20 protein-coding genes and 1 riboswitch are annotated in these 22,941 nt (G+C 36.6%); of the genes, 10 read left to right on the top strand and 10 right to left on the bottom strand.

Going from position 1 to position 22,941, the window contains the following annotated elements; translation table 11 throughout:
- Positions 1-75 precede the first annotated feature (75 nt).
- The 4 genes from ilvC (at position 76) to DWA31_RS01750 (ending at position 3,898) form a co-directional block, all read left to right on the top strand.
- Positions 76-1,554: a ketol-acid reductoisomerase gene (ilvC, locus tag DWA31_RS01770; RefSeq protein ID WP_114325022.1), complete on the top strand. Its 1,479-nt coding sequence runs from the start codon at positions 76-78 to the stop codon at positions 1,552-1,554.
- Between the two features lie 130 nt (positions 1,555-1,684).
- Positions 1,685-2,002, top strand: coding sequence for a pyrimidine/purine nucleoside phosphorylase (gene ppnP / locus DWA31_RS01765; RefSeq protein ID WP_114324959.1), 318 nt, complete (start codon positions 1,685-1,687; stop codon positions 2,000-2,002).
- Between the two features lie 413 nt (positions 2,003-2,415).
- Positions 2,416-3,393: an SPFH domain-containing protein gene (locus tag DWA31_RS01755; protein WP_114324958.1), complete on the top strand. Its 978-nt coding sequence runs from the start codon at positions 2,416-2,418 to the stop codon at positions 3,391-3,393.
- Between the two features lie 46 nt (positions 3,394-3,439).
- Positions 3,440-3,898, top strand: a complete 459-nt coding sequence (locus DWA31_RS01750) for an NfeD family protein (protein WP_114324957.1) — start codon at positions 3,440-3,442, stop codon at positions 3,896-3,898.
- A gap of 72 nt (positions 3,899-3,970) precedes the next feature.
- On the opposite strand, the gene yegD is transcribed toward DWA31_RS01750, so the two are convergent.
- The 3 genes from yegD to proB form a co-directional block, all read right to left on the bottom strand.
- Positions 3,971-5,329, bottom strand: a complete 1,359-nt coding sequence (gene yegD, locus DWA31_RS01745) for a molecular chaperone (RefSeq protein ID WP_114324956.1) — start codon at positions 5,327-5,329, stop codon at positions 3,971-3,973.
- A 205-nt stretch (positions 5,330-5,534) separates the two neighbouring features.
- Positions 5,535-6,791: a glutamate-5-semialdehyde dehydrogenase gene (locus tag DWA31_RS01740; RefSeq protein ID WP_114324955.1), complete on the bottom strand. Its 1,257-nt coding sequence runs from the start codon at positions 6,789-6,791 to the stop codon at positions 5,535-5,537.
- 42 nt (positions 6,792-6,833) lie between these two features.
- Positions 6,834-7,931: a glutamate 5-kinase gene (gene proB / locus DWA31_RS01735; protein WP_114324954.1), complete on the bottom strand. Its 1,098-nt coding sequence runs from the start codon at positions 7,929-7,931 to the stop codon at positions 6,834-6,836.
- A 225-nt stretch (positions 7,932-8,156) separates the two neighbouring features.
- Here proB and DWA31_RS01730 point away from each other — a divergent pair, with 225 nt between their 5' ends.
- Both DWA31_RS01730 and DWA31_RS01725 read left to right on the top strand, forming a co-directional pair.
- Entirely contained in the window at positions 8,157-9,059 is a 903-nt protein-coding gene (locus DWA31_RS01730; protein WP_114324953.1) for an acyltransferase, read from the top strand.
- A 17-nt stretch (positions 9,060-9,076) separates the two neighbouring features.
- Positions 9,077-10,336: a mechanosensitive ion channel family protein gene (locus DWA31_RS01725; protein ID WP_114324952.1), complete on the top strand. Its 1,260-nt coding sequence runs from the start codon at positions 9,077-9,079 to the stop codon at positions 10,334-10,336.
- Between the two features lie 76 nt (positions 10,337-10,412).
- Here the strand turns inward: DWA31_RS01725 and tesB are convergent, their stop codons facing one another.
- Positions 10,413-11,270, bottom strand: a complete 858-nt coding sequence (tesB, locus tag DWA31_RS01720; protein ID WP_114324951.1) for an acyl-CoA thioesterase II — start codon at positions 11,268-11,270, stop codon at positions 10,413-10,415.
- Positions 11,271-11,500: 230 nt separating this feature from the next.
- Here tesB and DWA31_RS01715 point away from each other — a divergent pair, with 230 nt between their 5' ends.
- Positions 11,501-11,755: a hypothetical protein gene (locus DWA31_RS01715; protein ID WP_114324950.1), complete on the top strand. Its 255-nt coding sequence runs from the start codon at positions 11,501-11,503 to the stop codon at positions 11,753-11,755.
- A gap of 346 nt (positions 11,756-12,101) precedes the next feature.
- On the opposite strand, the gene DWA31_RS01710 is transcribed toward DWA31_RS01715, so the two are convergent.
- A complete protein-coding gene (locus tag DWA31_RS01710) occupies positions 12,102-13,937 on the bottom strand; it encodes a tetratricopeptide repeat protein (RefSeq protein WP_114324949.1) in 1,836 nt (611 codons plus the stop codon).
- 182 nt (positions 13,938-14,119) lie between these two features.
- Positions 14,120-14,202, top strand: a riboswitch (cyclic di-GMP riboswitch).
- Between the two features lie 507 nt (positions 14,203-14,709).
- Here DWA31_RS01710 and DWA31_RS01705 point away from each other — a divergent pair.
- On the top strand, positions 14,710-15,720 hold the full coding sequence (locus DWA31_RS01705; protein ID WP_136037972.1) for a GGDEF domain-containing protein: 1,011 nt from the start codon (positions 14,710-14,712) through the stop codon (positions 15,718-15,720).
- Here DWA31_RS01705 and DWA31_RS01700 read toward each other — a convergent pair.
- A complete protein-coding gene (locus tag DWA31_RS01700; RefSeq protein WP_114324947.1) occupies positions 15,710-16,180 on the bottom strand; it encodes a 2-thiouracil desulfurase family protein in 471 nt (156 codons plus the stop codon). The two genes, DWA31_RS01705 and DWA31_RS01700, sit on opposite strands and share 11 nt — an antisense overlap.
- On the bottom strand, positions 16,173-16,490 hold the full coding sequence (locus tag DWA31_RS01695; RefSeq protein ID WP_114324946.1) for a DUF3630 family protein: 318 nt from the start codon (positions 16,488-16,490) through the stop codon (positions 16,173-16,175). The genes DWA31_RS01700 and DWA31_RS01695 overlap by 8 nt, the downstream gene beginning before the upstream one ends.
- Positions 16,491-16,695: 205 nt before the next feature.
- Here DWA31_RS01695 and DWA31_RS01690 point away from each other — a divergent pair, with 205 nt between their 5' ends.
- Positions 16,696-16,995: a c-type cytochrome gene (locus tag DWA31_RS01690; RefSeq protein ID WP_114324945.1), complete on the top strand. Its 300-nt coding sequence runs from the start codon at positions 16,696-16,698 to the stop codon at positions 16,993-16,995.
- 61 nt (positions 16,996-17,056) lie between these two features.
- Here the strand turns inward: DWA31_RS01690 and recQ are convergent, their stop codons facing one another.
- Positions 17,057-18,886, bottom strand: a complete 1,830-nt coding sequence (recQ, locus tag DWA31_RS01685; RefSeq protein WP_245942434.1) for a DNA helicase RecQ — start codon at positions 18,884-18,886, stop codon at positions 17,057-17,059.
- Between the two features lie 134 nt (positions 18,887-19,020).
- On the opposite strand from recQ, the gene DWA31_RS01680 reads away from it, so the two are divergent.
- Positions 19,021-19,476, top strand: coding sequence for a thioesterase family protein (locus tag DWA31_RS01680; protein WP_114324943.1), 456 nt, complete (start codon positions 19,021-19,023; stop codon positions 19,474-19,476).
- A 166-nt stretch (positions 19,477-19,642) separates the two neighbouring features.
- Here DWA31_RS01680 and DWA31_RS01675 read toward each other — a convergent pair whose 3' ends face one another.
- Both DWA31_RS01675 and DWA31_RS01670 read right to left on the bottom strand, forming a co-directional pair.
- Complete coding sequence (locus DWA31_RS01675; protein ID WP_210725524.1) at positions 19,643-20,827, bottom strand: acetyl-CoA C-acyltransferase family protein; 1,185 nt, start codon at positions 20,825-20,827, stop codon at positions 19,643-19,645.
- Positions 20,828-21,486: 659 nt separating this feature from the next.
- Positions 21,487-22,665: an acetyl-CoA C-acetyltransferase gene (locus DWA31_RS01670; protein WP_114324941.1), complete on the bottom strand. Its 1,179-nt coding sequence runs from the start codon at positions 22,663-22,665 to the stop codon at positions 21,487-21,489.
- Positions 22,666-22,941: the final 276 nt, after the last annotated feature.

Raw genomic sequence — 22,941 nt, 5'->3', positions numbered from 1 at the left:
TGGGATTGCTAGCGTATGATGTTTTTATGGTCAGAAAAGCTGACTAAATTAATTACAGAAATTAGAGGGAATACCATGAGCAATTATTTTAATACTTTAAGCTTACGCGAAAAACTTGGCCAATTAGGCAAATGTCGTTTTATGAAACGTGAAGAATTCAGCGATGGCTGTAACTTCATTAAAGATTGGAACATTGTTATTGTTGGTTGTGGTGCTCAAGGTTTAAACCAAGGTTTAAACATGCGTGACTCAGGTTTAAATATTTCTTATACATTGCGTGATGCAGCGATTAGCGAAAAGCGTCAATCATGGCAGTGGGCTACTGAAAATGGCTTTACTGTAGGTAGCTACGAAGAGTTAATTCCTCAAGCAGATTTAGTTTTAAACTTAACGCCTGATAAACAACATACTTCAGCTGTAACAGCGGTAATGCCATTAATGAAGCAAGGCGCAACGCTAGCTTATTCACATGGTTTTAATATCGTAGAAGAAGGCATGCAAATTCGTTCTGATATCACGGTAGTTATGGTTGCTCCTAAGTGCCCAGGTACTGAAGTACGTGAAGAATACAAACGTGGTTTTGGTGTTCCAACTCTTATCGCTGTTCACCCAGAAAATGATCCCCAAGGTAACGGTTTAGCGATTGCTAAAGCTTACGCAAGTGCAACGGGTGGTGATAGAGCGGGTGTTCTTGAATCTTCTTTCATCGCAGAAGTTAAGTCTGACTTAATGGGCGAGCAAACTATTCTTTGTGGTATGTTGCAAACGGCTGCTGTTTTAGGCCATAAGCAATTAATCGCTCAAGGTATGGACGCAGCTTACGCGCGTAAATTATTACAATACGGTTTAGAGACTACAACTGAAGGACTTAAGCACGGCGGCATCACTAATATGATGGATCGCTTATCAAACCCAGCTAAAATTAAAGCGTTTGATATGTCTGAAGAGTTAAAAGTTATTTTACGTCCTTTATTCCAAAAGCACATGGATGACATCATTGAAGGTCGCTTCTCTGAAACAATGATGGCTGATTGGGCAAACGATGATGTTAACTTATTAACATGGCGCGCAGAAACAGCTGAAACCTCTTTTGAGAAAGCCGCTGATTGTGAAACTGAAATTACTGAGCAAGAATACTACGATAAAGGTATCTTTGTTGTTGCTATGATTAAAGCCGGTGTTGAGCTTGCTTTTGACGCAATGGTCGATTCAGGTATCATTGAAGCGTCTGCTTACTATGAGTCACTTCATGAAACACCATTAATTGCTAACTGTATCGCACGTAACAAGCTTTACGAAATGAACGTTGTTATTTCTGATACAGCAGAATATGGTAACTACTTATTTACTCATGCCGCAGTACCATTACTTGAAGAATACGCATCAAACTTAACATTAGAACAATTAGGTGAAGGCATTAAAGATAGCTCAAACAATGTTGATAATGCCCGTTTGATTGAAGTAAATGAAGCTATTCGCAGCCATGGTGTTGAAGTTATCGGTAAAGAACTTCGCGGTTACATGACAGACATGAAGCGTATTGCATCACAATAGTTTGTTTTGCTCCCTAGCAAACAAAGGTGCCTGCTGACTAGCTAGGTACCTTTTTTTATGCGCGAATATGTTCATCCTATATGGGCATAGTGTGAAAACAAGCAACTTTGTATATCTATGAGAAATAATAATGACTGAATATAGTAATGTAACAATTAACGCAGAAGCTAATATTTATTTTGACGGTAAAGTTACCAGTCGTAAAATAACTTTTAGCGATGGTAGTTTTAAAACGTTAGGTATTATGATGCCGGGCGATTATAAATTTGCCACAGACGAAAAAGAGTTAATGGAGATAACTGCGGGCGATTGTGAAATTCTTTTGCCTGAAGCTACGCAATGGCAAACGATTAAAGGTGGAGAATCTTTTTACGTGCCTGCCAACAGTGAGTTTGAGATTAAAGCTAAAACGCTTATCGACTATTGTTGTACTTATATTAGTGAATAATGTTACTTGCCTATACCCGTTCCACTTGAAGATGCATGATTCAGCTGGAATTAGAAACGACTTTGGGGAAGGCTGATCAAATCATACTCTGCGTTACATTTCTTTTTAAGGAGAATAACCCTTAATAAAAAAATGTGCCTTGATTATGAATCGCTCAGACTTCCTGAAACGAGTATCTTCAAGTGGAGCGGGTATAAATAAGGCTTGAATAACACGCTTATTAAACCCCAATGTTAAGTATTTAGCATTGGGGTTTTTTTGATACATAATTTGTATTGCTTTCAACTAAAGAGTCAATTACCTTAATCGATTGTAAGTAATTATGGTTAAGTAATTATGGTTAAGTAATTATGGTTAAGTAATTATGGTTAAGTAATTATGGTTAAGTAATTCTCATTAAGGAATATCACTATATGGAAAATATCGCAGAAAGCATACTCACTAGCCCAGTATTATGGCTAACCATCGTTATTTTGTACACCTTGAAAAAAGGTATCTATTTTGTCCCGCAAAACCGTGGGTATGTCATTTATACGTTAGGTAAATATAGTAAAACATTATCAGCGGGTTTAAATTTTATTATCCCTTACGTGCAGTCAGTGGCTGCTGATCGTAATTTGAAAGAACAATCACTAGAAATCATCTCGCAACCAGCCATTACCAAAGATAATATCACCTTAGATATTGATGGTATTTTATTTATGAAGGTGACTGATGCAGCAGCGGCAACTAACAATATAACTGATTATAAACTATCGGTAACACAGCTTGCTATGACGACTATGCGTAATGCCATCGGCTCAATGGAGTTAGATGAGTGTTTTCAAAATCGTGATGCCATTAATGCACAAATTTTAAATTCGATGACTGAAGCGACAGCGCCTTGGGGCGTGATGGTGACTCGTTACGAAATTAAAGATATTACGCCACCGCAAACTATTCGTGAAGACATGGAAAAGCAAATGACAGCCGAGCGTGAAAAACGCTCTGTTATCTTAACGGCAGAAGGCGTTAAAAGTGCTGCAATTACTGAAGCTGAAGGTCAAAAACGTGCACGTGTACTCGACGCAGAAGCGGCAAAGGCTGAACAAGTATTAGCAGCTGAGGCGTCAAAAGAATCACAAATTCTTGAAGCAACGGGTAAAGCAGAAGCTATTCGTTTAGTTGCTGAGGCAGATGCTAGCGCACTAGAGGTAGTGGGTAATGTCGCTAATACTGAAAGTGGTCAATCAGCGGTAATGTTAACGCTAGCTCAAAATGCAATTACAGCGCATCAAGCTATTGCTAATGATAGTACTGTGGTACTTACTGATGGTAAAACCGGTGATAATATTGCGAACACTGTCGCGCAAGCCATTGCAGTATCGAGTAGCTTAAAATTATCGAGCTAAAATTTAGGATTTACATTTTACTCTTTTATTTTATCAATGAGGCTTTATGGATTATTTTTTAGAGAACCCAGATCACTTATGGTACTTAATTGCGGGTATTAGTTTTGTGATTGAATTGAGCATAATGGGGTTGAGTGGCCCGTTATTGTTTTTTGCTATTGCCAGTTTGATTACCGGTGCTTTAGTCAGTATTGGTGCTATTGATGGTTGGCAAAGTGAAATATTGACGGTTGGTTTATTAACCGCTTTAGTTGCTACTATTTTATGGAAGCCATTGAAGTCACTGCAAAACTCAAAAGAAAAAACCGACAATTCCAGTGATATGATTGGTTTGCAAGTACTGGTAAGTACAAAAGTTACAACGACAACGGGCAGTATTCGTTATTCAGGGATAAATTGGCAAGCACGTTTAGCTGATGATGCTAATGTGACATCAATAAATGAGCAAAGTCAGTGCCAAATTGTGGCGATAACGGGCAATATTATGTTGGTTAAACAGGTATAGTTTCTGTGAAATTTAAGAGCGGTATTTCCATATAATGGTAATACCGTTTTTATTACTTCTATCGATATGTTCTTATTGATATATTTTTTGCGCCCAACGGGCTAAACCAGCAGTAACACTACCAAAGTGATCACCTACTACAACAGGAATGTTAGGCATTTGTTGCTGTAAAAATTCACTTAATACTGGGGATTTTGCCGTTCCGCCAGTAACAAAAATCACTTCAGGTTGGCACTGAGCTTGTGCAACAGCTGATGGCATCAATTCACCAATACTTGCTAGTGTGCGTTTATTGGCTATGCGCAATGTTTCTCTATTCACTTCAACATTAAGTTGTTTGTAGACATCATGTAAATCAATCGTTTGTTGGTTGTGTTCAGACAAGCCAATTTTTGCTTGCTCTGCAGCATTCACTAATTGATAGCTTAATTTATGATCATGTACGGTTACTAAACGCTCTACTATATTACCTTCTTTAGCATCTCGTGATAATTGTATTAAGTCCCGTCTATTTTTGGCGCTGTAGAATTCGGTTTGCTCATTGATATTATTAATGGCTAAAGCTTGAAAGAAACTGCTCATAGGCAGTGGCTTACCTGTTTTCGATAAGCCATTCATACCTAGGCTTGGCATTATGCCTTGTAAAGCTAATTGAATATCGAAGTCATTGCCAGCGATACGAACACCGCTATGCCCTAATAGATGTGCTAGTCGGCAGTCATTGTCTTTAAGGTTTGGCCCCATCAGTAACATTGAACAATCACTGGTGCCGCCACCAATATCAACCACTAAAACTTTCGTTTCTTTCGTTAAACTAGCTTCAAACTCAAAGCCTGCCGCTACGGGTTCAAATTGAAACTCAACGTCTTTAAAGCCAACTCGTTTGGCAGCATTGGTTAACACTTCAATGGCTTGACGATTACTTTCTTCACCGTGTAATCCTTGAAAGTTAATAGGTCGTCCGATGACAGTCTGCTCGACTTGGTGGCCTAATTTAGCTTCCGTTAGCGTTTTTACATTGCACATCATGGCGGCAACCATGTCTTCAAAGAGTTGAATTTGCATTGGTGCTAAACCACTGGCACCTAGAAACGATTTTGGCGACTTTATGTAGTAGCCTTCTTCAGGATCTTCTAAATACTTATCAAGCGCGGCTTTACCAAACACTAATTCACTGTCAATGCCGTCAAAGGCTAATTCACGTAATGCTCTTTGGCTTTTTTGTAATTGTGGAGCACGTACACTTTTGAATGCTTTTTGTTGGTCGCTGGCAAGCTGTTGGCATAACCAATGACAGATAACGTCACGATCAGGCGCATATAAATTAGATGCTATGGTTTTACTTCCATTAACGAGGGGTAGTATTTCGGGTTGACCATTATGCATTTTGGCCACACTACAGTTTGATGTGCCGTAATCAAAACCTATCATTGACTCTTTTATTACTCGTACATTGAAAATGGTCGCGTAGCATAAAAGAAAAAACTCATCAAAGCGATAACAAAGATGAGTTTTTTAGTATTTAGTCTTTAAAGGTTAGTGCTACTCTCTAATTTGCCCATCACCATAAACGACAAATTTCTCTGTTGTCAGTGCTTCTAATCCCTATGTGAGTTCCATAAGCATACTGCTTATATTAGTTTCGCACTTGCCCATCACCATAAACGACAAATTTTTCTGTTGTCAGTGCTTCTAATCCCATTGGGCCATAGGCATGTAATTTACTGGTAGAAATACCAATTTCAGAGCCTAGCCCTAATTGATTGCCATCAGAAAAACGAGAAGAGGCGTTCACCATGACAACCGATGAGTTTATTTGACGGATAAATGTTTGGCTACGTGAGATATCTTGGGTAACGATAACCTCTGTGTGATCTGACGTATATTCATTAATATGGCTAACCGCATCATCAAAACTGTTTACCACTCTAACGGCTATTTCTTGCGCTAGATATTCTGCATGATAATCTTCTGTTGTGGCTAGTTGTCCACCGTCAAAGTAATTAATACTGTTTTCACAAGCATGTACTTTTACTTGTGCTGCCTCGGCAAGTGCTTTCGCGGCTAATGGTAAGAATTGTGAACTGATATCTTGATGTACCAATAGTGTTTCAAAAGCATTACAAGCACTTGGTTTTTGGGTTTTACCATTAACTAAAATGTTAACGGCTTTTGTTAAATCGGCTGATTTATCAATAAACAAGTGACACACACCTTTAAAGTGTTGAATAACTGGAATTTGGCTATTTTCAGTCACATAGCGAATTAAACCTTCGCCGCCACGAGGAATAACTAAATCAATAGTCTCTTTTTGTTTTAATAACTCTTCGATAACGCCACGACTTGTATCAGGAATAACACTAACAACATTTTTATCAAACCCTTGCTGTTCAATCACTTGATGTAAGCAGTTTGCTAACGCTAAGTTAGAATGAATAGCCTCAGAGCCGCCACGTAAAATAACTGCGTTGCCTGATTTAATACATAACGCTGCTGATTCAGCCGTTACGTTTGGGCGAGCTTCGTAAATCATCGCAATCACGCCTAAAGGAATACGCATCTTTCCAACTTGCATGCCGTTAGGGCGTAATGACAAGTTGGCTATATTGCCGACAGGGTCGGCGAGTGCAATTATTTCTCTAATGGCAGCGCTGATATCTTTTACGCGCTGCGTGGTAAGTAATAACCTATCAAGCATGGCGTCACTTAATCCCTTGGCGCGACCAGCATCAATATCTTTACTATTTTCACTGATGATTAACGCACTGTTTTCTTCAATAGAATTAGCGATAGCGTGCAGTAAAGTGTTTTTTTCACTCGTTGTTAATTGAGCGGCAACTCGGCTCGCTATTTTTGCTTGAGCAGCCATTGCTGCCATATTAAATACGGACATTTTATTTACTCTTCAAGTGGAGCGGTTATAGGTAAGGGCACTTTATAAAATAACCATTTCATCACGATGCACTACGACATCGCCTTCGTCATGGCCCAAAATACTAGCAATTTCATCACTATGCTTACCCATGATACGTTTTAAATCATTGTGGTTATATAAACTGATACCTTTAGCGATTAGTTTCTTGCTTTTAACGTCGATTAAATCAACCGAATCGCCAGCTTCAAATTTATTATTAACAGATGTAATACCCGAAGGTAATAATGATGCACCCTTATTTATCAAAGCATTTACAGCACCGGCATCTAAGTAAATTTTACCGTGGCTTCTCAGGCTATGTTTAAGCCAGTGTTTTTTCGCCGTAATTATATCTTTATCAGCAGAAAAACGGGTGCCGGGATTTATTTCTTGTAATAAAGAGGCAAAGACTTCACTACGAGTACCATTGATAATATAAGTATTTATACCATTTTCAACGGCTTTTTCTGCCGCTTGAATTTTGGTTTTCATACCGCCAGTGGCAAGATGATTTCTACTCACGCCGGCCATAGCATAAATTTCGTCAGTAATTTTATCAATTTCAGGGATCAGAACAGCGTCGTCATGAACGTTAGGATCTTTGGTGAAAACACCATCAATATCACTTAAAATAAAGAAGCAGTCAGCCTCACACACTTGTGCGACTAAAGCGGCAAGATTGTCGTTATCACCTACGGATGAACTTGCGCTAGCTATGGTGTCATTTTCATTTACTATGGGTAAAATGCCATTGTCTAACTGAATTCTTATGGTGTGTTTAATACTAATAAAACGCCGTCTGTCGGCTAAATCTTCTTGGGTGATTAAAATTTGACTACAAGGAATATCAAAAAAACGCTGCCAGTTAGCCATCATTTGCATTTGTCCAACAGAAGACATGGCTTTTTTAGTAGAGAGTGATAAATTGGGAGAACCATGTTGTATCAAACTACGACCAGCGGCAACTCCCCCCGAAGAAACTAAAATTATTTCTTTACCTTGCTGTTGGCACTTAGTAATAAACTGCGCTATCGCTAAGGTATACTTTCCGCTACAACCTTCTTGAGTTGGCGCAACTAAGGCACTACCCACTTTGATTACAGCTCGATTAAAATTCATTATTACTCCTATTACAAGACTTAGTTAGCATGCGGTATTGGAGGCATAATTACAACCAAACTGCCAATTTAACAGGCTAAAACGGTAGATAAAATTGTGCTTTTTAATAGCTTTATTGCATAGTTATCTTAAAAACAGTGAAATCACTCAATTGAAGTAGTTTGAGTCTCAACTTAAAGCATGATTAAATAAGGTCATTATCGCAATTGCAGTTAAAAGTTATCCATGCTTTATTTTCTCCCAGCAAAAATTATTGGCTTTTTGTCGCTGATACTATATACCCTGAATACTATTTTCTGGTTGATGCCTATTGTGATTTTTTCTTTACTTAAAGCACTAATACCAATAAATTTTTCTCAGAAAACTTTTAGCCATCTGTTAGATTTAATGGCAAGTAGCTGGGTTGCAGTGAATACCCTCAACCAGAAGTTATTTACTAAAGTTCAAATTCAGATAACAGGATTAGAAGAATTAAATAGAAAAGATTGGTATTTAGTATTAGCAAATCATCAGAGTTGGGTTGATATTGTGGTATTACAGCGTGCTTTGCATGGTGAAATTCCATTTTTAAAATTCTTTTTAAAAAAAGAGCTAATTTACGTTCCTTTTTTAGGCTTGGCTTGGTGGGCGCTAGATTTTCCTTTTATGAAGCGTTATAGCCAATCATTCTTAAGGAAAAATCCTCATTTAAAAGGTAAAGATTTAGAAACTACTCGCAAAGCCTGTGCTAAGTTTAAACATAAGCCAGTAAGTGTGATGAGTTTCATTGAAGGTACACGTTACACTCAAGAAAAGCATGATAAGCAAAACTCACCTTTTAATCATTTACTTAAGCCTAAAGCGGGCGGTATCGCTTTTGTTCTCGATGCCATGGGAGAACATTTAAATACTATTGTGGATGTCACCATATATTATCCGGATGGTATCCCAACGTTTGTTGATTTTTTATGTGGACGTGTTAAAAACGTGCAGGTGGAAGTACATACCATTGAAATTACAAAAGAATTAACGGGTGATTATTTTAACGATCGAAGTTTTAAAATTTATTTTCAAAAATGGTTAACACAATTTTGGCATGATAAAGATGTTAGGCTTAATAACATGAAACAAAAATCATCGGGTAAATAAGGTTAAAAGGACTGTAAATGAATGAGCTAATAAAAACATGGTTGATAGAGCAGGGCGTAAATTCTAACTATATTGAAATAAGCGCTATTAGTATTGGTTTATTTCTCATCTTGTTTATTTCTTTCATTAGTTATTATATAGCAAAAAATTATCTGCTTAATATGGTAACTAAGATTATTTTAAAAACGAAGAATACATGGGATAATGCCTTAATTGAACATAAAGTATTAAGCCGCATAACCTTACTGTTACCTTTTATTTTAGTGTTGTTTTTAACGCCATTAATTTTACCTGATGGTATTTTACTCGCTCGTTTACTAGTACTTATTGCGAAAGTTCTGTTAGTTTTTCAAATAGCGCAATCGATTAGTGCTGTGCTTAATGTAAGTAAGAGTTTGTACCGTGAAAGTGCTAAGCAGCGTTACCTCCCACTTAACTCTATTATTCAGGTTATTAAATTAGTCGTCTATTTAGTAACTGCTATTATTGTCGTTGCGCTTATTCTTGACCGTTCCCCAATCTATTTACTAAGTGGTTTAGGGGCATTGACTGCTGTTTTACTTTTAATCTTTCAAGATACGATTAAAGGTTTAGTTGCTAGCATTCAAATTTCAGCTAATAAAATGGTTGTTGCTGGAGATTGGATTGAATTACCAAAGTATGGTGCTGATGGTGATGTAATTGAAATTGGCTTAAGTACCGTAAAGGTCCAAAACTTTGATAAAACCATTACCACAATTCCTACTTATGCATTGATCAGCGATTCTTTTAAAAACTGGCGTAATATGTATCATACTGGGGCAAGACGTATTAAACGCACGTTAATTGTTGATATTGCTAGTATCGATTTTTATAGCTTGGAGAAAATAGATTTTTTAGTAAATACTAATTTATTAAAAAGCTATTTAACAGATAAAAAGCAGCAACTTGCAGTTGATCATGAATCTGTTGATTCGAGTGTCGTTCAGGATGATTCATTAACCAAAATTAATATGCGTCAATTGACAAATATTGGTACTTTTCGTGCTTATATTGAAATGTATTTAAATCAAAATAATAATATACGTAATGATTTAACTTGTATGGTGAGACAATTACCAGCTACCGCGAGTGGATTACCTTTAGAAATATATTGCTTTGCTAACACGACTGATTGGATTGCGTATGAAGCGATACAAGCAGATCTATTCGATCATCTTTTTGCTATAGCACCACATTTTGACATTCGCGTATTTCAACACCCGAGCGGTTTTGACTGGAAGCATTCAGTGTCTTGATAATAGTTACTAGTGATTAAGATATGAAGTGACGAGCCATGAAGTGTTATATTGCTAGTTTAGCATTAGACACAGATTATCTTTGTCTTATTACACCTTCTTGCATGGTTGATGCAACTAATTCACCCTGGCGGTTGAATATTTGTCCTCGAACTAGACCTCGCCCATTACTCGCAGATGGACTATCCATACAATATAATAACCAATCATCAAAGCGAAATGGGCGATGAAACCACATGGCATGGTCAACGGTCGCAATTTGAAAATTTGGCAGTAAATGACTAGCTCCGTGTGGCAATAATGCTGTAGGCAAAAATTGAAAGTCTGATGCATAAGCAAGCATACAGCTATGAATGCGCAAGTCATCAGGTAAATTGCCATTAGTATTTAACCAAATTTGGTATTTAGAATTGGTTTTTTCTGGCTTAAGCCAATTATATTGTTGAACGGGGCGAATTTGGATGGGTTTTTCAGCTAAAAATTTTTCACGCATACTTTTTGGTAACGCATTTTTATTCTCTAAAATAAAATCACAGTATGAAGGAACATCATCAGGGTTAGGTACAGTTGGCATGACATCTTGATGATTATAACCCTCTTCAGGGCACTGAAATGAGACTGTCATGTAAAATATGGTTTGACCATTTTGTATCGCTTTTATTCTACGAGTACTAAAACTAGTACCGTTGCGAATGTCTTCTACTTCATAAACTACAGGCTTTGATGCATCACCAGCACGTAAAAAATAAGAATGCAGTGAATGTACAAAACGATCAGAACCAACAGTTTCTTGGGCTGCGGATAATGCTTGTCCCATTACTTGACCACCGAATAAGGCCTTAAACCCTAAATCTTGACTTTGTCCCCTATAAATACCTTTTTCAATAACTTCTAATTTTAATAAAGCCAATAATTCATCTAACACAATACTCATAGTTCACTTCTCAGTTTTACTGTTGGTTTTGATATTATACCAATATGATTTACAATTTTTATACAAATACCTAGTAATCAGGTATTACCAGTAATAATAATAGAATTATTCGCTATATAATTATTGATGCATAGGGCAAAGTAAGATATTTTATGAAAAACCCGCTTAAATTTTCTAAGCTTAGTGATAGTTTGAATGCATCTTAAGTATTTAAACTCTAGAGGTTCGGCATGCAGGCAACAGCCAGAAGAGACGTTTTATTAGAAAGACGACAGCAGAATGTCATCGTAGACACTTTGTGGGGAAAGCTTTCATTAGCGCAAAAATTTGCCGCCAGCAGCTTGAGTCAGTTTGGTTATGACCTTACCTATATTCGAAATAGCAACGCTGGTAATATAGCCATACTATTATGTAATGGTATGGCTGCAACTATTTCTAGTGAAGGTGATATAGATACTTCTCCAGATATTATAATTCGAAATTAAATGATAATGCTTTTTAATTTTTCAGTACTCTAAGATCTTCTTTTAAGTTGATGCTTTTTGACTTGAAGCACTACTTGCTTCGACTGCATCATATTCCATTTAAAGTACTTCCATTAACACTAAATTCTTCAAACAGCTGATAATAAGTAATGGCTCTGTTTCAGACTATTGTTGTTACTTTACGAAAGCCTTAAATATAAAGGGATAGAAAGAAATTTAACATTTAAGTCTAAATCCTTTGTATGCCAATACCAGTAAGGGGTAATACCAACTTGAATTGAGACGACAACAGCTTTCTACAACAGAGCCTAAGTAATATAGATAACATTAATTTACCTGAATTTTTTTAGGCTAGTTTTATGGAGTTACTTAATTGTGATAGAAAAATATAGGGGTCAATATCTTGAAAATCTGGACTTTCTATTGAATAGGCTATTAGAACGGAAAATTCTCCTAAATTGGCAAAATACCGTAATTTTAATGTGGAAACTAGTTTTTCTATCGTTTTTGTCACATCTTCCTTATTTTGGTGAGGAAAAAACAGTAAATATTCACCATTATTAATTATCCCTGAATTTTCAAATTCATTCAGTTGCTCATTTATTAAACGGGCTATACCTCTGCTAACTTCTAAGACCGTTTTTTTATTAAATTGAAATGTTAGCTCTTGCCAGTTGGTAATTGAAATGTAACCTAGTGTTAATGGGTAGTTATATTTCCTAGCCATATTAAAATTTGCTTGGTATGACTGTTTAGTTTGTACGGGGTTAGCTAATATATAACTTGGTTTCTCTAGGGCATCATATTCTGATAGTAACCTTTGTCTACGCTGTTTAACCCGTAAAATAACAATAAAAATCAATAATAGAGCGGTGATGATAGTTGATATTAAAATAAATAGTTGCTGCTTACGAAATTTATCAGAAAAAGTGGAAGTTAACTCGCTTTGTTCAGCTAACTTTATTGCTAATTCTCGTGCTTTTTTGCTAGCGGGTATGTTTTTATTTTTGTGAGGTTTACCTATTTCGCTACTTACAGGGTAGTTATTAAATTCGATTGTTTTTTTGATAAATAAGATGTTTTCTAATAAAGCATCACTATATTTTTTTTTCCATAAATAAGCTTTATTTAGATCTTGTTTAACTAAGTACATATCTGCGAGATATTTATAAAAAATAATATAGTCAGCTGATAATTTGATATTTATTACTAATTTTTCCGCTTTTAATAATAAACTAAAACTCTGTTCCTCTTGTTTTATTGCATGGTATATTTGAATTAAAATAATCATACTTTCTAAATACGGAGTTGGTAAATTATGTTGATAAAACAATTTGTTAGCTTTTAAAGCTTCAGTTTTTGCTGCATCATATTGTTTTTGTCGCAACAATGTCAGTGAAAGACCTTGACTAGCATAACCCACATAGATTGGTGCCTCTTTCTTTATTGCATAATTTTTAGATTCCCAGTAAGTAGTGTATGCATCGTTAAATCTATTTAAACGGTAGTATGTATTAGCTAAATGGAAATATGTTTGGTCAATATTATTTAATATATTTAAATTAAATCGTAGTTTTAATATTCTCAACTGTACCGTAAGAGCTGTTCGATAATCACCTAAATGATAATAAGCATTTGCTAAAATAGCTAATAAGGATATATATTCAGAAAAAGCAGGGTTTTGTGAGATAACGATCTCAACTTGTTGAAGGTCAACTAGTGCTTTCGCATGCTGGCCCAACATTGCAAAAGCAACACTTCTATAACCTAAAGCAATTAAAAAAGAGGCGGTATATTTTTTATTTTGTGGAGTATTTATTGCTTTTTGCACAGTAGTTAATAATTGTTGATATTGCTTTTTAGCTGAAAATATTTTGGCTAAATTTATTTGTAAACGTAATCTAGTCGCTTGATTTTGAGTAGCGATTGCTAAACCATCATTGGTAAATTGTATGGCTGTTTCTAATTCACCTTTATTGCTAGCAACATTGGCGAGTAATAGGTATGTTTTAGCGACAATTTCACTGGGATAATTAATGCGCTGATTGATGATTTTTTTACTGATCTCAATAACTTTGTGATAATTCAATGTTTCAGCATTTTGTTTAAATAAATGTTCAACCTGAATAATAAGTTTTTCTTGAGGGAGTAAATTATTGTTAGCTAAGGTACTAAAGCTCACGCTAAGTAATGAAAGTACAAGTAAAGTGTAGAAATAACACAATGTCTTTTTTATTATTAACATGAGAAAAAACACAGTGTTAGATAAAATAGTTGTCTCATTTTAACGTGATATAGCATCATAGTGTTAGTTTTTTGTTTACAAATATAAAGCATGGCTTATAATGGCTTTGAGCTTCTAAAGCTCGACAAGGGCAAATCTAGTGAAAGCTAGATACGCAAAGTTACCGGTCTAACGGGAAACCTATGACAGCGGGACTGCCAAATTTAGATGTAGTGGGGGCTCTTCTATTTTAAACAGTTTTCTGTCTGTTTCTCCGGTGTACTTTGCGTGGCTTCCTTTGCCTGTTCCAATCTTATCAATCTTACCTACTTTGAAACTTTATATTTGAACGTAAAATTCACGATTAAATTGTGGACTAATGCTTTTCTGCATCTATAGTGTAGTTGCTTAAGAGCGAACTCTTCTATTCTATACGTTAAGGCTTAATCTAGACATGACGTGTAGCTATCTGTTTTTTGAATATTATGAAATGACAACACTGTACTATTTCAGGGTAACTAATTGATTGTTGCAACTGTTGATGATTTGTACTTACGGTTAATTATTCTATAAATATAATTAATGTGGCTACAGATTCGTAAAATAATCTAACGTATAGCCTTTGAAAATAACAGTAAATTTAGTAGATCTTTCTCTATATATACTAGAGAATAAAGTTTATAAGTGCCAAAGAGCACTATTATAGTGAAATTATTATAGGGGTGAATCGGTGAAGTATCACGATTCCATAAAACAAGCAAACAAAACAATGACATTGGCAGTTGCCCAACTGAATCAGTGGCGCTTGCCAGTGAATCCAATAAACTATGCTGTGAGTTATGAATATTGTAAAAATAAAAAGCCAATTTTAACGGCAAGTATTAAACGTTTATTATTGTCAGGTAAAAATATAGACGGTTTCTTTATGGAGCAATTATATAAAGATCACCTACTTGAACAAAGTCAATTTCGAGATGATATTATTACTGATCTGTCACAGTTATTTGCTCAAATTCAAGATAACTGCCAACAATCAACTTTTGGTGCTCAAAACTTTATCGATCAATTAGATGATAATATCCCCGCATTAATGTCTCATGAAAAAACTGAAGTAAAAAAAGCAATTGCTAAGCTTCATCGTGCTTCTACAGCCTTTAAAAAGCAGCAGCAACAACTAGTAGAACAATTACAACAGTCTCAAATACAAACAAAAGCACTGGAAGAGGAATTAGAAGAAGTCCGCCAAGAAATTTATTTAGACCCAGTAACTGGCTTATATAATCGCAAAGCCATGTCGAAGCATGTGGACACTTGGCTTAGTGAAGATGCTGAAAGAGGTATTGCTGCCATTGTGATAAATGTTGACCATTTTGCCCAATTCAACGAGCGTTTTGGTGTCTTGATTGGCGATGTTATTTTGTCAAAAATAGCAAAAAAAGTAGCCAGTTATGTTGATGATAGTGGCTTGCCAGTTCGCTCAGCTAACGATGAGTTTATTGTTTTGTTCCCGGATGTTGATAATGATATAGCGAGTGAAATTGCTGAAAAAATAAAACAAGGAGTTGATAAAATTCGTTTTGTTAGTGTTAAATCAGGCGTTCGATTACCTAAAATGAGCATTTCATGTGGTACGAGTGAAATACAACGTAAAGAATCGCTAAATCAACTTATTAACAGAACACGAAAAATAATGCAGGATAAAGAAAACTTAAAAGAGAAAGGGTTTAGCTTTAACAAATAGCTTTATCAAGTAGTTTTTCTAGCCTCTCTATTGTGTTTTCAGAAAAAACTTTAATCTTGTGTTGTGTTAGCAGTTGACTTGTTATGCCTTCTCCTAAAACTTTATTATTGCTAAATGAACCATCATAAATAAGCGTGCTGCCGCACGAAGGGCTTGATTCTTTTAATAAAGCGAAACGAATATTGTGTTGCTGACATAAAGTTAACGCCTGCTGCGCTCCAAATTTGAATTGAGCACTGACATTAATACCTGATTTAGTTCTTACTTCTTTGGTTTTTTGTTGTATCTCTGCAGGCTCTCTTGGTACAGATAATCCGCCTGATATTTCTGGACAAATAGTTATAAAACGCTTTTGTTGCTGCCATAATTCTATCAACGGATGTACATATGTTAATACGATATTATTATATCGAACATTATCACCAAGAAAGCACCGACTAATAAGTATCTTATCAAACATAATGCTCGTTATTTTGAGTTAGTAAAGTAAATAAAGTGAGGGTTTCCGCCAAGCTATGAGGATCTTGCGCTTCAAACCAACAGGATTGACTGTAGTAATCAAAATTTAGAATAAACTCTGTATCTAGCCACTGAAAACGAACACTTTCTAAGTCAGCACCGATAACAACTTCTTTAATGTTAAGACTTGATATATCACTGAGTAACAATGTACGCAATGTTGTTATATTTTCTTGGAACCAAATTTTATCAAAAAGCACGGTAATTTGATTTTCAATAAGATCAATTGACTGTATTGCTATAGATGACATTTATATTCCAATGATAAAAAAGAGATGTTTAAATAATGGCAAGTTATTAAAAAATAAACAATATTTAAAAGCGAAATGATCAATATTTAATGTTAATCATATATTAAATCAAAAAAGCCACGACAGCAGAAATTATTTTACTTATACTGGATTTAGTCAATTTAACAATAAATAGTTCTGATAAATAAAGAGAGAGATAATTACTATGAAAAAACTTACTCTTGCAGTTGCTGCAACCGTATTAATGGCATCTCCTGTTTTCGCTGGTGATGCTGCTGCTGGTAAAGGAAAATCAATGATGTGTGCTGCATGTCACGGTATGGCGGGAATTTCTGCAGTTCCAACTTACCCTAACCTTGCTGGTCAAAAAGAAGCTTACCTTGTAAAGCAACTTAAAGACTTTAAATCAGGCAAACGTAATGATCCAACAATGAAAGGTATGGTTGCTTCATTACAAGATGCTGATATGGCTGATTTAGCGGCTTATTACGCTAGCTTAAAGTAAGATCTACAGTAATTAGCTACGAGTTATGAGTAGCAAGAAAAAAGCGCCTTTGGGCGCTTTTTTAGTTTTTAATATGTTGTTTAATTAGTTGCAAAAAAGGTTGCCCATAACGCGCTAGTTTCACATCCCCAATACCACTAACCGCTAACATTTGTCGTGAAGTTTGTGGTAATACTCGCGCTAGCTCTGAGAGGGTGGCATCATTAAAAACGATAAATGGCGCAATATCCTCACCATCGGCGATACTTTTTCGCAGCTCTCGTAACTTGGCAAATAAAGCTCTATCGTAGTTTTTTTGTTGTTTTTTATTTTGCCAATAACTGGCTTTTTGTAAGCGTGGGCTTGCCAACATAAGTGGCTCTGTTGCTTTAAGTACACTTCTTGAAGCGGTAGTTAAGCAAAGAGTGGATTGCTGTTCAATATCTTGTTGTAAGTAGCCTAAATGAATTAGTTGCCCGATAATAGCAAACCAATAGCCAGGCGTTTTGCCAGAGCCAATACCAAAGGTAGATACCTTATCATGATCTTGTTGTAATACCTTGGTCGTTTTCTCACCACGCAGTACATCAATAATATGGTTAATATCGCCTTGTTGTTTAATACGAAAAACGCAAGACAATACTTTTTGTGCTGCTTCAGTTGCATCAAATTGGCTAGGGGGATCTAAGCAAATATCGCAGTTACCACAGCGTTGCTCGGTATACTCGGCAAAATAGTTCAGTACCACTTGTCGTCGACAAGTTTGGGCATCTATAAAGGCACTCATCGCAGCAAAGCGCTGCATTTCAACATTGACTCGTTGTGGATTATCACCTTCACTGATACGTTTTTTAATACGTGCCGTATCTTTATCAGCGACTAAAAACAATGCTTCAGCAGGTAAACCATCACGACCCGCTCTTCCTATTTCTTGATAATAAGATTCTAACGTTCTAGGTGGTTCAAAGTGAATGACATAGCGAACATTCGGCTTGTTAATTCCTAAGCCAAAAGCCACTGTCGCAATGACAACTTGAACATTATCTTTGGTAAAACCTTCTTGCACTATAGCGCGAATATCATTTTCTAAACCAGCATGATAAGCCGCGCAGTTAATGCCGCAAGCCGCTAGATATTTGGTTAACTTTTCTACTTGCCAGCGACTATTACAATAAATAATGCCAGAATCATCACCTTGTTTTCGCACATAACCTAGCACTTGCTTTTCACCGTTGTATTTTGGTGCCAAAGTAAAGCGTATGTTAGCTCTGTCAAAGCTATCTAATTGAATGTAAGGGTTATTGAGAGCTAATTGCGTAAGGATATCTTTGCGTGTTGTTACATCCGCTGTGGCGGTTAATGCCATGACGGGTACTTGTGGAAAATACTGTTTTAAATAGTGTAATTGTGTATAAGCAGGGCGGAAATCATGACCCCACTGAGAGATACAATGGGCCTCGTCTATAGCAAATAAACTTAAAGACAGTTCGCTTAAGCTTTGTAAAAAGTAACGATTGGTTAAACGCTCAGGCGCGACATATAAGAGTTTAATTTCCCCCTGCGATAGTTTAACAAAAATATCCTTAATAGTTTGGGCGTCTAAAGAAGAATTAATAAATGCGGCGGCAATACCTTGGCGAGTTAAGCTATCAACTTGATCTTTCATTAACGCAATGAGTGGAGACACGACAATTGTGATGCCGGGCAGTAATATTGCAGGCAATTGATAACATAAAGATTTTCCACCGCCAGTGGGCATTAATACCAAAGAATCTCTACCTTGCATTAAGCTTGCTACGATCTCAATTTGACCGGAGCGGAAACTGTCGTAACCAAAGTAATGCTTTAAAGTATCAAGCAATAAGGTTTTGTCATCATCTGAGAGGGCTAAAGTGCTTGTAGCTGAATTCAACAGGTTATCTTCAATAAGGTTTTAAAGGGGTATTTTACCTTAGACTTGTCATTAGTGTGATGATTTTTTAATTCTATTTACCGTAAAAAGTGCTAATGTAGTCTGTTTTTCAGATCAGACTAGAAGGCGGTTAAATGAATAAAGAAGCAATGTTTCAGCAGGTGATTGATCATTGGAATAATAATATGCCATTTAATCAGTTGCTTGGGTTGGAAATAACCCGGTTTAATGCTCAGCAATCAGAGGTTCGATTTGATTGGCAAGATAAACTTATAGGTAACCCAACGCAGAAAATTTTACATGGGGGTGTAACAGCCTCGGCACTTGATTTAGCTGGGGGAGTGGTTGCCGCTGCAAATATTATTGAACAGTTAACGGATATGACTCCTGAGACACTGCAACGTAGTTTGAGCAAAATTGGCACTATTGATTTACGTACTGACTTTTTGCGCCCCGGTAGAGGTGAAGAATTTATTGTAACCGCACACATTATTCGTAGTGGTAGTAAAGTCGCAGTGGCTCGGATGGAAATGCATAATGAACGTGGTGAGCATATTGCTTTTGGTACAGGCACTTATATGGTTGGTTAGCTTTAAGTAATTTTAAATAGCAGTTATCACAACTTTATAAATATAACCCCACTAAATATAAGTTAGATTATAAAAAAGTAAAATAAAAAAGCGATCTAAGAAGATCGCTTTTTTGGTTTTATTTAAAATTACAAACAGCGTAATTTCAATATATATTTTTTACAATTTATACACGTTCAATTAAAGCAGCAATGCCTTGACCACCACCAATACACATAGTGATAACCGCATATTTACCTTGAACACGTTGTAGCTCATGAATTGCTTTAACTGAAATTAAAGCACCTGTTGCGCCAATTGGGTGACCTAAAGAGATACCAGAGCCATTAGGGTTCACTTTTTCCATGTCTAATTCTAGATCGCGACATACGGCTAAAGCTTGAGAAGCAAAGGCTTCATTGACTTCCCAAACATCAATATCATCTTTATTAATGCCGGTTTTTTCAAGTAATTTTTTAACAGCAGGTGTGGGTCCAATGCCCATAATTTCTGGTGCTACACCAGCAAAAGCATAACCTACTAACTTAGCAAGAGGCTTTAAACCATTAGCTTTGGCATATTCACTATCAGCCATAACAACAACAGCTGCAGCATCATTAATACCAGAAGCGTTACCTGCAGTTACAGAGCCATCTTTTTTAAATGCAGGGCGAAGTTTTGCCATATCAGCTATAGTACAATCAAAACGAACATGCTCATCGGTAGTGTATTGAACTACGCCTTTACGAGATTTTAATTCAACCGGTACGATTTGATCAGTGAAACGGCCTTCTTCAGTAGCACGCTGTGCTCTATTGTGTGACTCTACTGCTGCTGCATCTTGTTCTTCGCGAGTTATTCCCCACTTTTCTGCAACATTTTCTGCAGTAATACCCATATGAGTATCTGTAATTGGGCATGTTAATGCGCCAACCATAGGATCAACCATTTGTGTATCACCCATTTTGCTACCAAAACGTGCTGATGGACTCCAATAAGGTGCGCGTGTCATAGACTCAGCACCACCAGCGACTACCAGGTCACAATCGTCAAGTAAGACTAATTGCGCAGCAGAAATGATGGCTTGTAAGCCTGAACCACATAAGCGATTTACCGTTAAAGCAGGAGTAGACTCTGGTAATCCACCTTTTAAAGCAGCAGCTCTACTCATATACATATCGCGACGGTCTGTATGAACTACATTACCAATAACACAATGCCCAACGTCTTCACTGTTTGCTCCTGAACGTTTAACCGCCTCTGCAACCATTTGACCAGCAAGATCTGTTGGTGCTATTCCTTTTAATGAACCACCAAAGTCTGCAATTGCAGAACGAACACCACTTAAAAATACAACTTCACGTTTTGACATATTTATCTTCCATTTTATTTTGTCTAAGTTAACTTAGACGAAGGATTATTATAATTTAAATCAGATTTTTCAGGTACGGCAACTATAGTAAAATAGTATTTAGATATCAGATTCAAGTACATAAATTCAGCAAATTTTGCAAAAATAAATTCCGACAATAATATTTATCGAAACGCTGATTTTATGGAGAATACAGTTAAATTCATATGCCGCTTTAGTCTATATTTTCATCAAATATCACTTATATTCTGCGTTATTAATACAGTAAACTTAAATGTGGTTATAAAAAAGGCCAACCTAGTGAAAGGTTGGCCTTTAAAAATCTAATGTTATATATACCCAAACCACCTCAAGATGCAGGGTTCAGCGAGAATTAAAAGGCTTATAGGCACAGGTTCATAGTTCCAGACTGAACCTAAGTACCTACATCCATGTACGCAAGGCATTGATTGAAGAGAATAGTTATTCTATTGTCAAAATCAATAATGCGGCATATACGCCTTTTAAACTCGCCCTGCGGGGCTACATAGTAAATCATGCTCATCGTTGCATCTATTATTAAGGGAACAACCATTAATAAAAGATGCGCCTTGATCAAGAATTCCTCTGTAGTCCTGAAACTCGCATCTTGAGGAGGTATGGGTATAAAAATATTACGCTTAACGTTCTACCGCTAAAGCAACACCCATACCACCACCAATACACAAAGTGGCGACACCTTTTTTAGCATCGCGTTTAATCATCTCGTGAACCAAAGTCACAAGAACACGTGCGCCTGATGCACCAATTGGATGACCAAGTGCAATTGCACCACCATTAACATTTACTTTGTTGGTATCCCAAGCTAAATCACGATTCACTGAAATAGCTTGCGCTGCGAAGGCTTCATTAGCTTCAATCAAGTCAAGATCGTCAACTGTCCAACCTGCTTTTTTAAGGCAACGTTTAACCGCTGGAATCGGACCTGTGCCCATAATGGCAGGATCTACACCAGAATTAGCATAAGCTTTAATTTTAACGAGAACTTCAAGACCAAGCTCAGCTGCTTTTGTTGCACTCATCATGATTACACCAGCTGCTCCATCATTAATACCTGATGAAGTACCTGCGGTTACAGTACCGTCTCTTTTAAATGCAGGGCGAAGTTTTGCTAGACCTTCAGCTGTAACACCGTGCTTAGGGAACTCATCTGTGTCGAAAACAACTGGGTCGCCACGACGCTGCGGAATGACAACAGGGATAATCTCATCTTCAAAACGTCCAGACTTTTGCGCTGCCTCGGCTTTATTTTGTGAAGCAGCAGCAAAAGCATCTTGCTCTTCACGAGAAATATCATATTTAGCGGCTATATTTTCAGTGGTAATACCCATATGATAGCCTTCGAATGCATCGGTAAGACCATCGCTAAGCATAGTGTCTACTGCTTTCCAGTCACCCATTTTTACGCCATTACGACTGCCTGGTAAAACGTGAGCTGATTGGCTCATGCTTTCTTGACCACCGGCAATAACAATATCGGCATCACCACATGCTATTGATTGGGCTGCTAAATGCAAGGCTTTAAGACCAGAGCCACAAACTTTGCTAATACCCATTGCTGGCGTTGTATGAGGTAAACCAGCATTAACTGAAGCTTTACGTGCTGGGTTTTGTCCCATACCCGCCGTTAATACTTGGCCTAAAATAACTTCATCAACTAGCTCCGGAGCAATACCAGTTTGTTCTAACAAGCCTTTAATAACGGTTGTACCAAGAACATCTGCAGGTACTTTCGCCAAAGAGCCGCTAAAATTGCCAATTGCCGTTCTTCCGGCTGCGACGATTACTACATCTTCCATATCTCTACCTCAATCGATTTGAGCGCAAAATTGCACCGTTTTATAATTTGTAGATAACTTAAAATACTTCAAAGAAATCTACGAGTTTTGTGAAAATTCAATAATAAAAAAGCTATCAGACCAAACTTATGTGACAGGGCTCTTGTGTAACGAGGTCGCTTTGTATATTTAAAAATTACGGGGACTAGACTAAGCAATATTTTCAACAATACAATAACCTACAAAACCAACAACTTCGCCGTTTGTCACTTTAAACTTTTCGTATTTCGTCTTCTT

Source organism: Candidatus Colwellia aromaticivorans (genome assembly GCF_003333305.1).
Classification (GTDB): domain Bacteria; phylum Pseudomonadota; class Gammaproteobacteria; order Enterobacterales; family Alteromonadaceae; genus Colwellia; species Colwellia aromaticivorans.
This window is presented reverse-complemented; position numbering and strand designations above follow the sequence as displayed.

What these genes read in the sequence shown, in the direction of transcription:
- yegD (WP_114324956.1), bottom strand. Translation starts at nt 5,329, where the DNA reads ATGATAGGTTTTGATTACGGCACATCAAACTGTAGTGTGGCCAAAATG.
- DWA31_RS01690 (WP_114324945.1), top strand. Translation starts at nt 16,696, where the DNA reads ATGAAAAAACTTACTCTTGCAGTTGCTGCAACCGTATTAATGGCATCT.
- tesB (WP_114324951.1), bottom strand. Translation starts at nt 11,270, where the DNA reads ATGAGTATTGTGTTAGATGAATTATTGGCTTTATTAAAATTAGAAGTT.
- DWA31_RS01670 (WP_114324941.1), bottom strand. Translation starts at nt 22,665, where the DNA reads ATGGAAGATGTAGTAATCGTCGCAGCCGGAAGAACGGCAATTGGCAAT.
- DWA31_RS01730 (WP_114324953.1), top strand. Translation starts at nt 8,157, where the DNA reads ATGCTTTATTTTCTCCCAGCAAAAATTATTGGCTTTTTGTCGCTGATA.
- proB (WP_114324954.1), bottom strand. Translation starts at nt 7,931, where the DNA reads ATGAATTTTAATCGAGCTGTAATCAAAGTGGGTAGTGCCTTAGTTGCG.
- DWA31_RS01700 (WP_114324947.1), bottom strand. Translation starts at nt 16,180, where the DNA reads ATGTTTGATAAGATACTTATTAGTCGGTGCTTTCTTGGTGATAATGTT.
- DWA31_RS01740 (WP_114324955.1), bottom strand. Translation starts at nt 6,791, where the DNA reads ATGTCCGTATTTAATATGGCAGCAATGGCTGCTCAAGCAAAAATAGCG.
- DWA31_RS01695 (WP_114324946.1), bottom strand. Translation starts at nt 16,490, where the DNA reads ATGTCATCTATAGCAATACAGTCAATTGATCTTATTGAAAATCAAATT.
- DWA31_RS01725 (WP_114324952.1), top strand. Translation starts at nt 9,077, where the DNA reads ATGAATGAGCTAATAAAAACATGGTTGATAGAGCAGGGCGTAAATTCT.
- DWA31_RS01750 (WP_114324957.1), top strand. Translation starts at nt 3,440, where the DNA reads ATGGATTATTTTTTAGAGAACCCAGATCACTTATGGTACTTAATTGCG.
- ppnP (WP_114324959.1), top strand. Translation starts at nt 1,685, where the DNA reads ATGACTGAATATAGTAATGTAACAATTAACGCAGAAGCTAATATTTAT.
- DWA31_RS01755 (WP_114324958.1), top strand. Translation starts at nt 2,416, where the DNA reads ATGGAAAATATCGCAGAAAGCATACTCACTAGCCCAGTATTATGGCTA.
- ilvC (WP_114325022.1), top strand. Translation starts at nt 76, where the DNA reads ATGAGCAATTATTTTAATACTTTAAGCTTACGCGAAAAACTTGGCCAA.
- DWA31_RS01715 (WP_114324950.1), top strand. Translation starts at nt 11,501, where the DNA reads ATGCAGGCAACAGCCAGAAGAGACGTTTTATTAGAAAGACGACAGCAG.
- DWA31_RS01680 (WP_114324943.1), top strand. Translation starts at nt 19,021, where the DNA reads ATGAATAAAGAAGCAATGTTTCAGCAGGTGATTGATCATTGGAATAAT.
- DWA31_RS01675 (WP_210725524.1), bottom strand. Translation starts at nt 20,827, where the DNA reads ATGTCAAAACGTGAAGTTGTATTTTTAAGTGGTGTTCGTTCTGCAATT.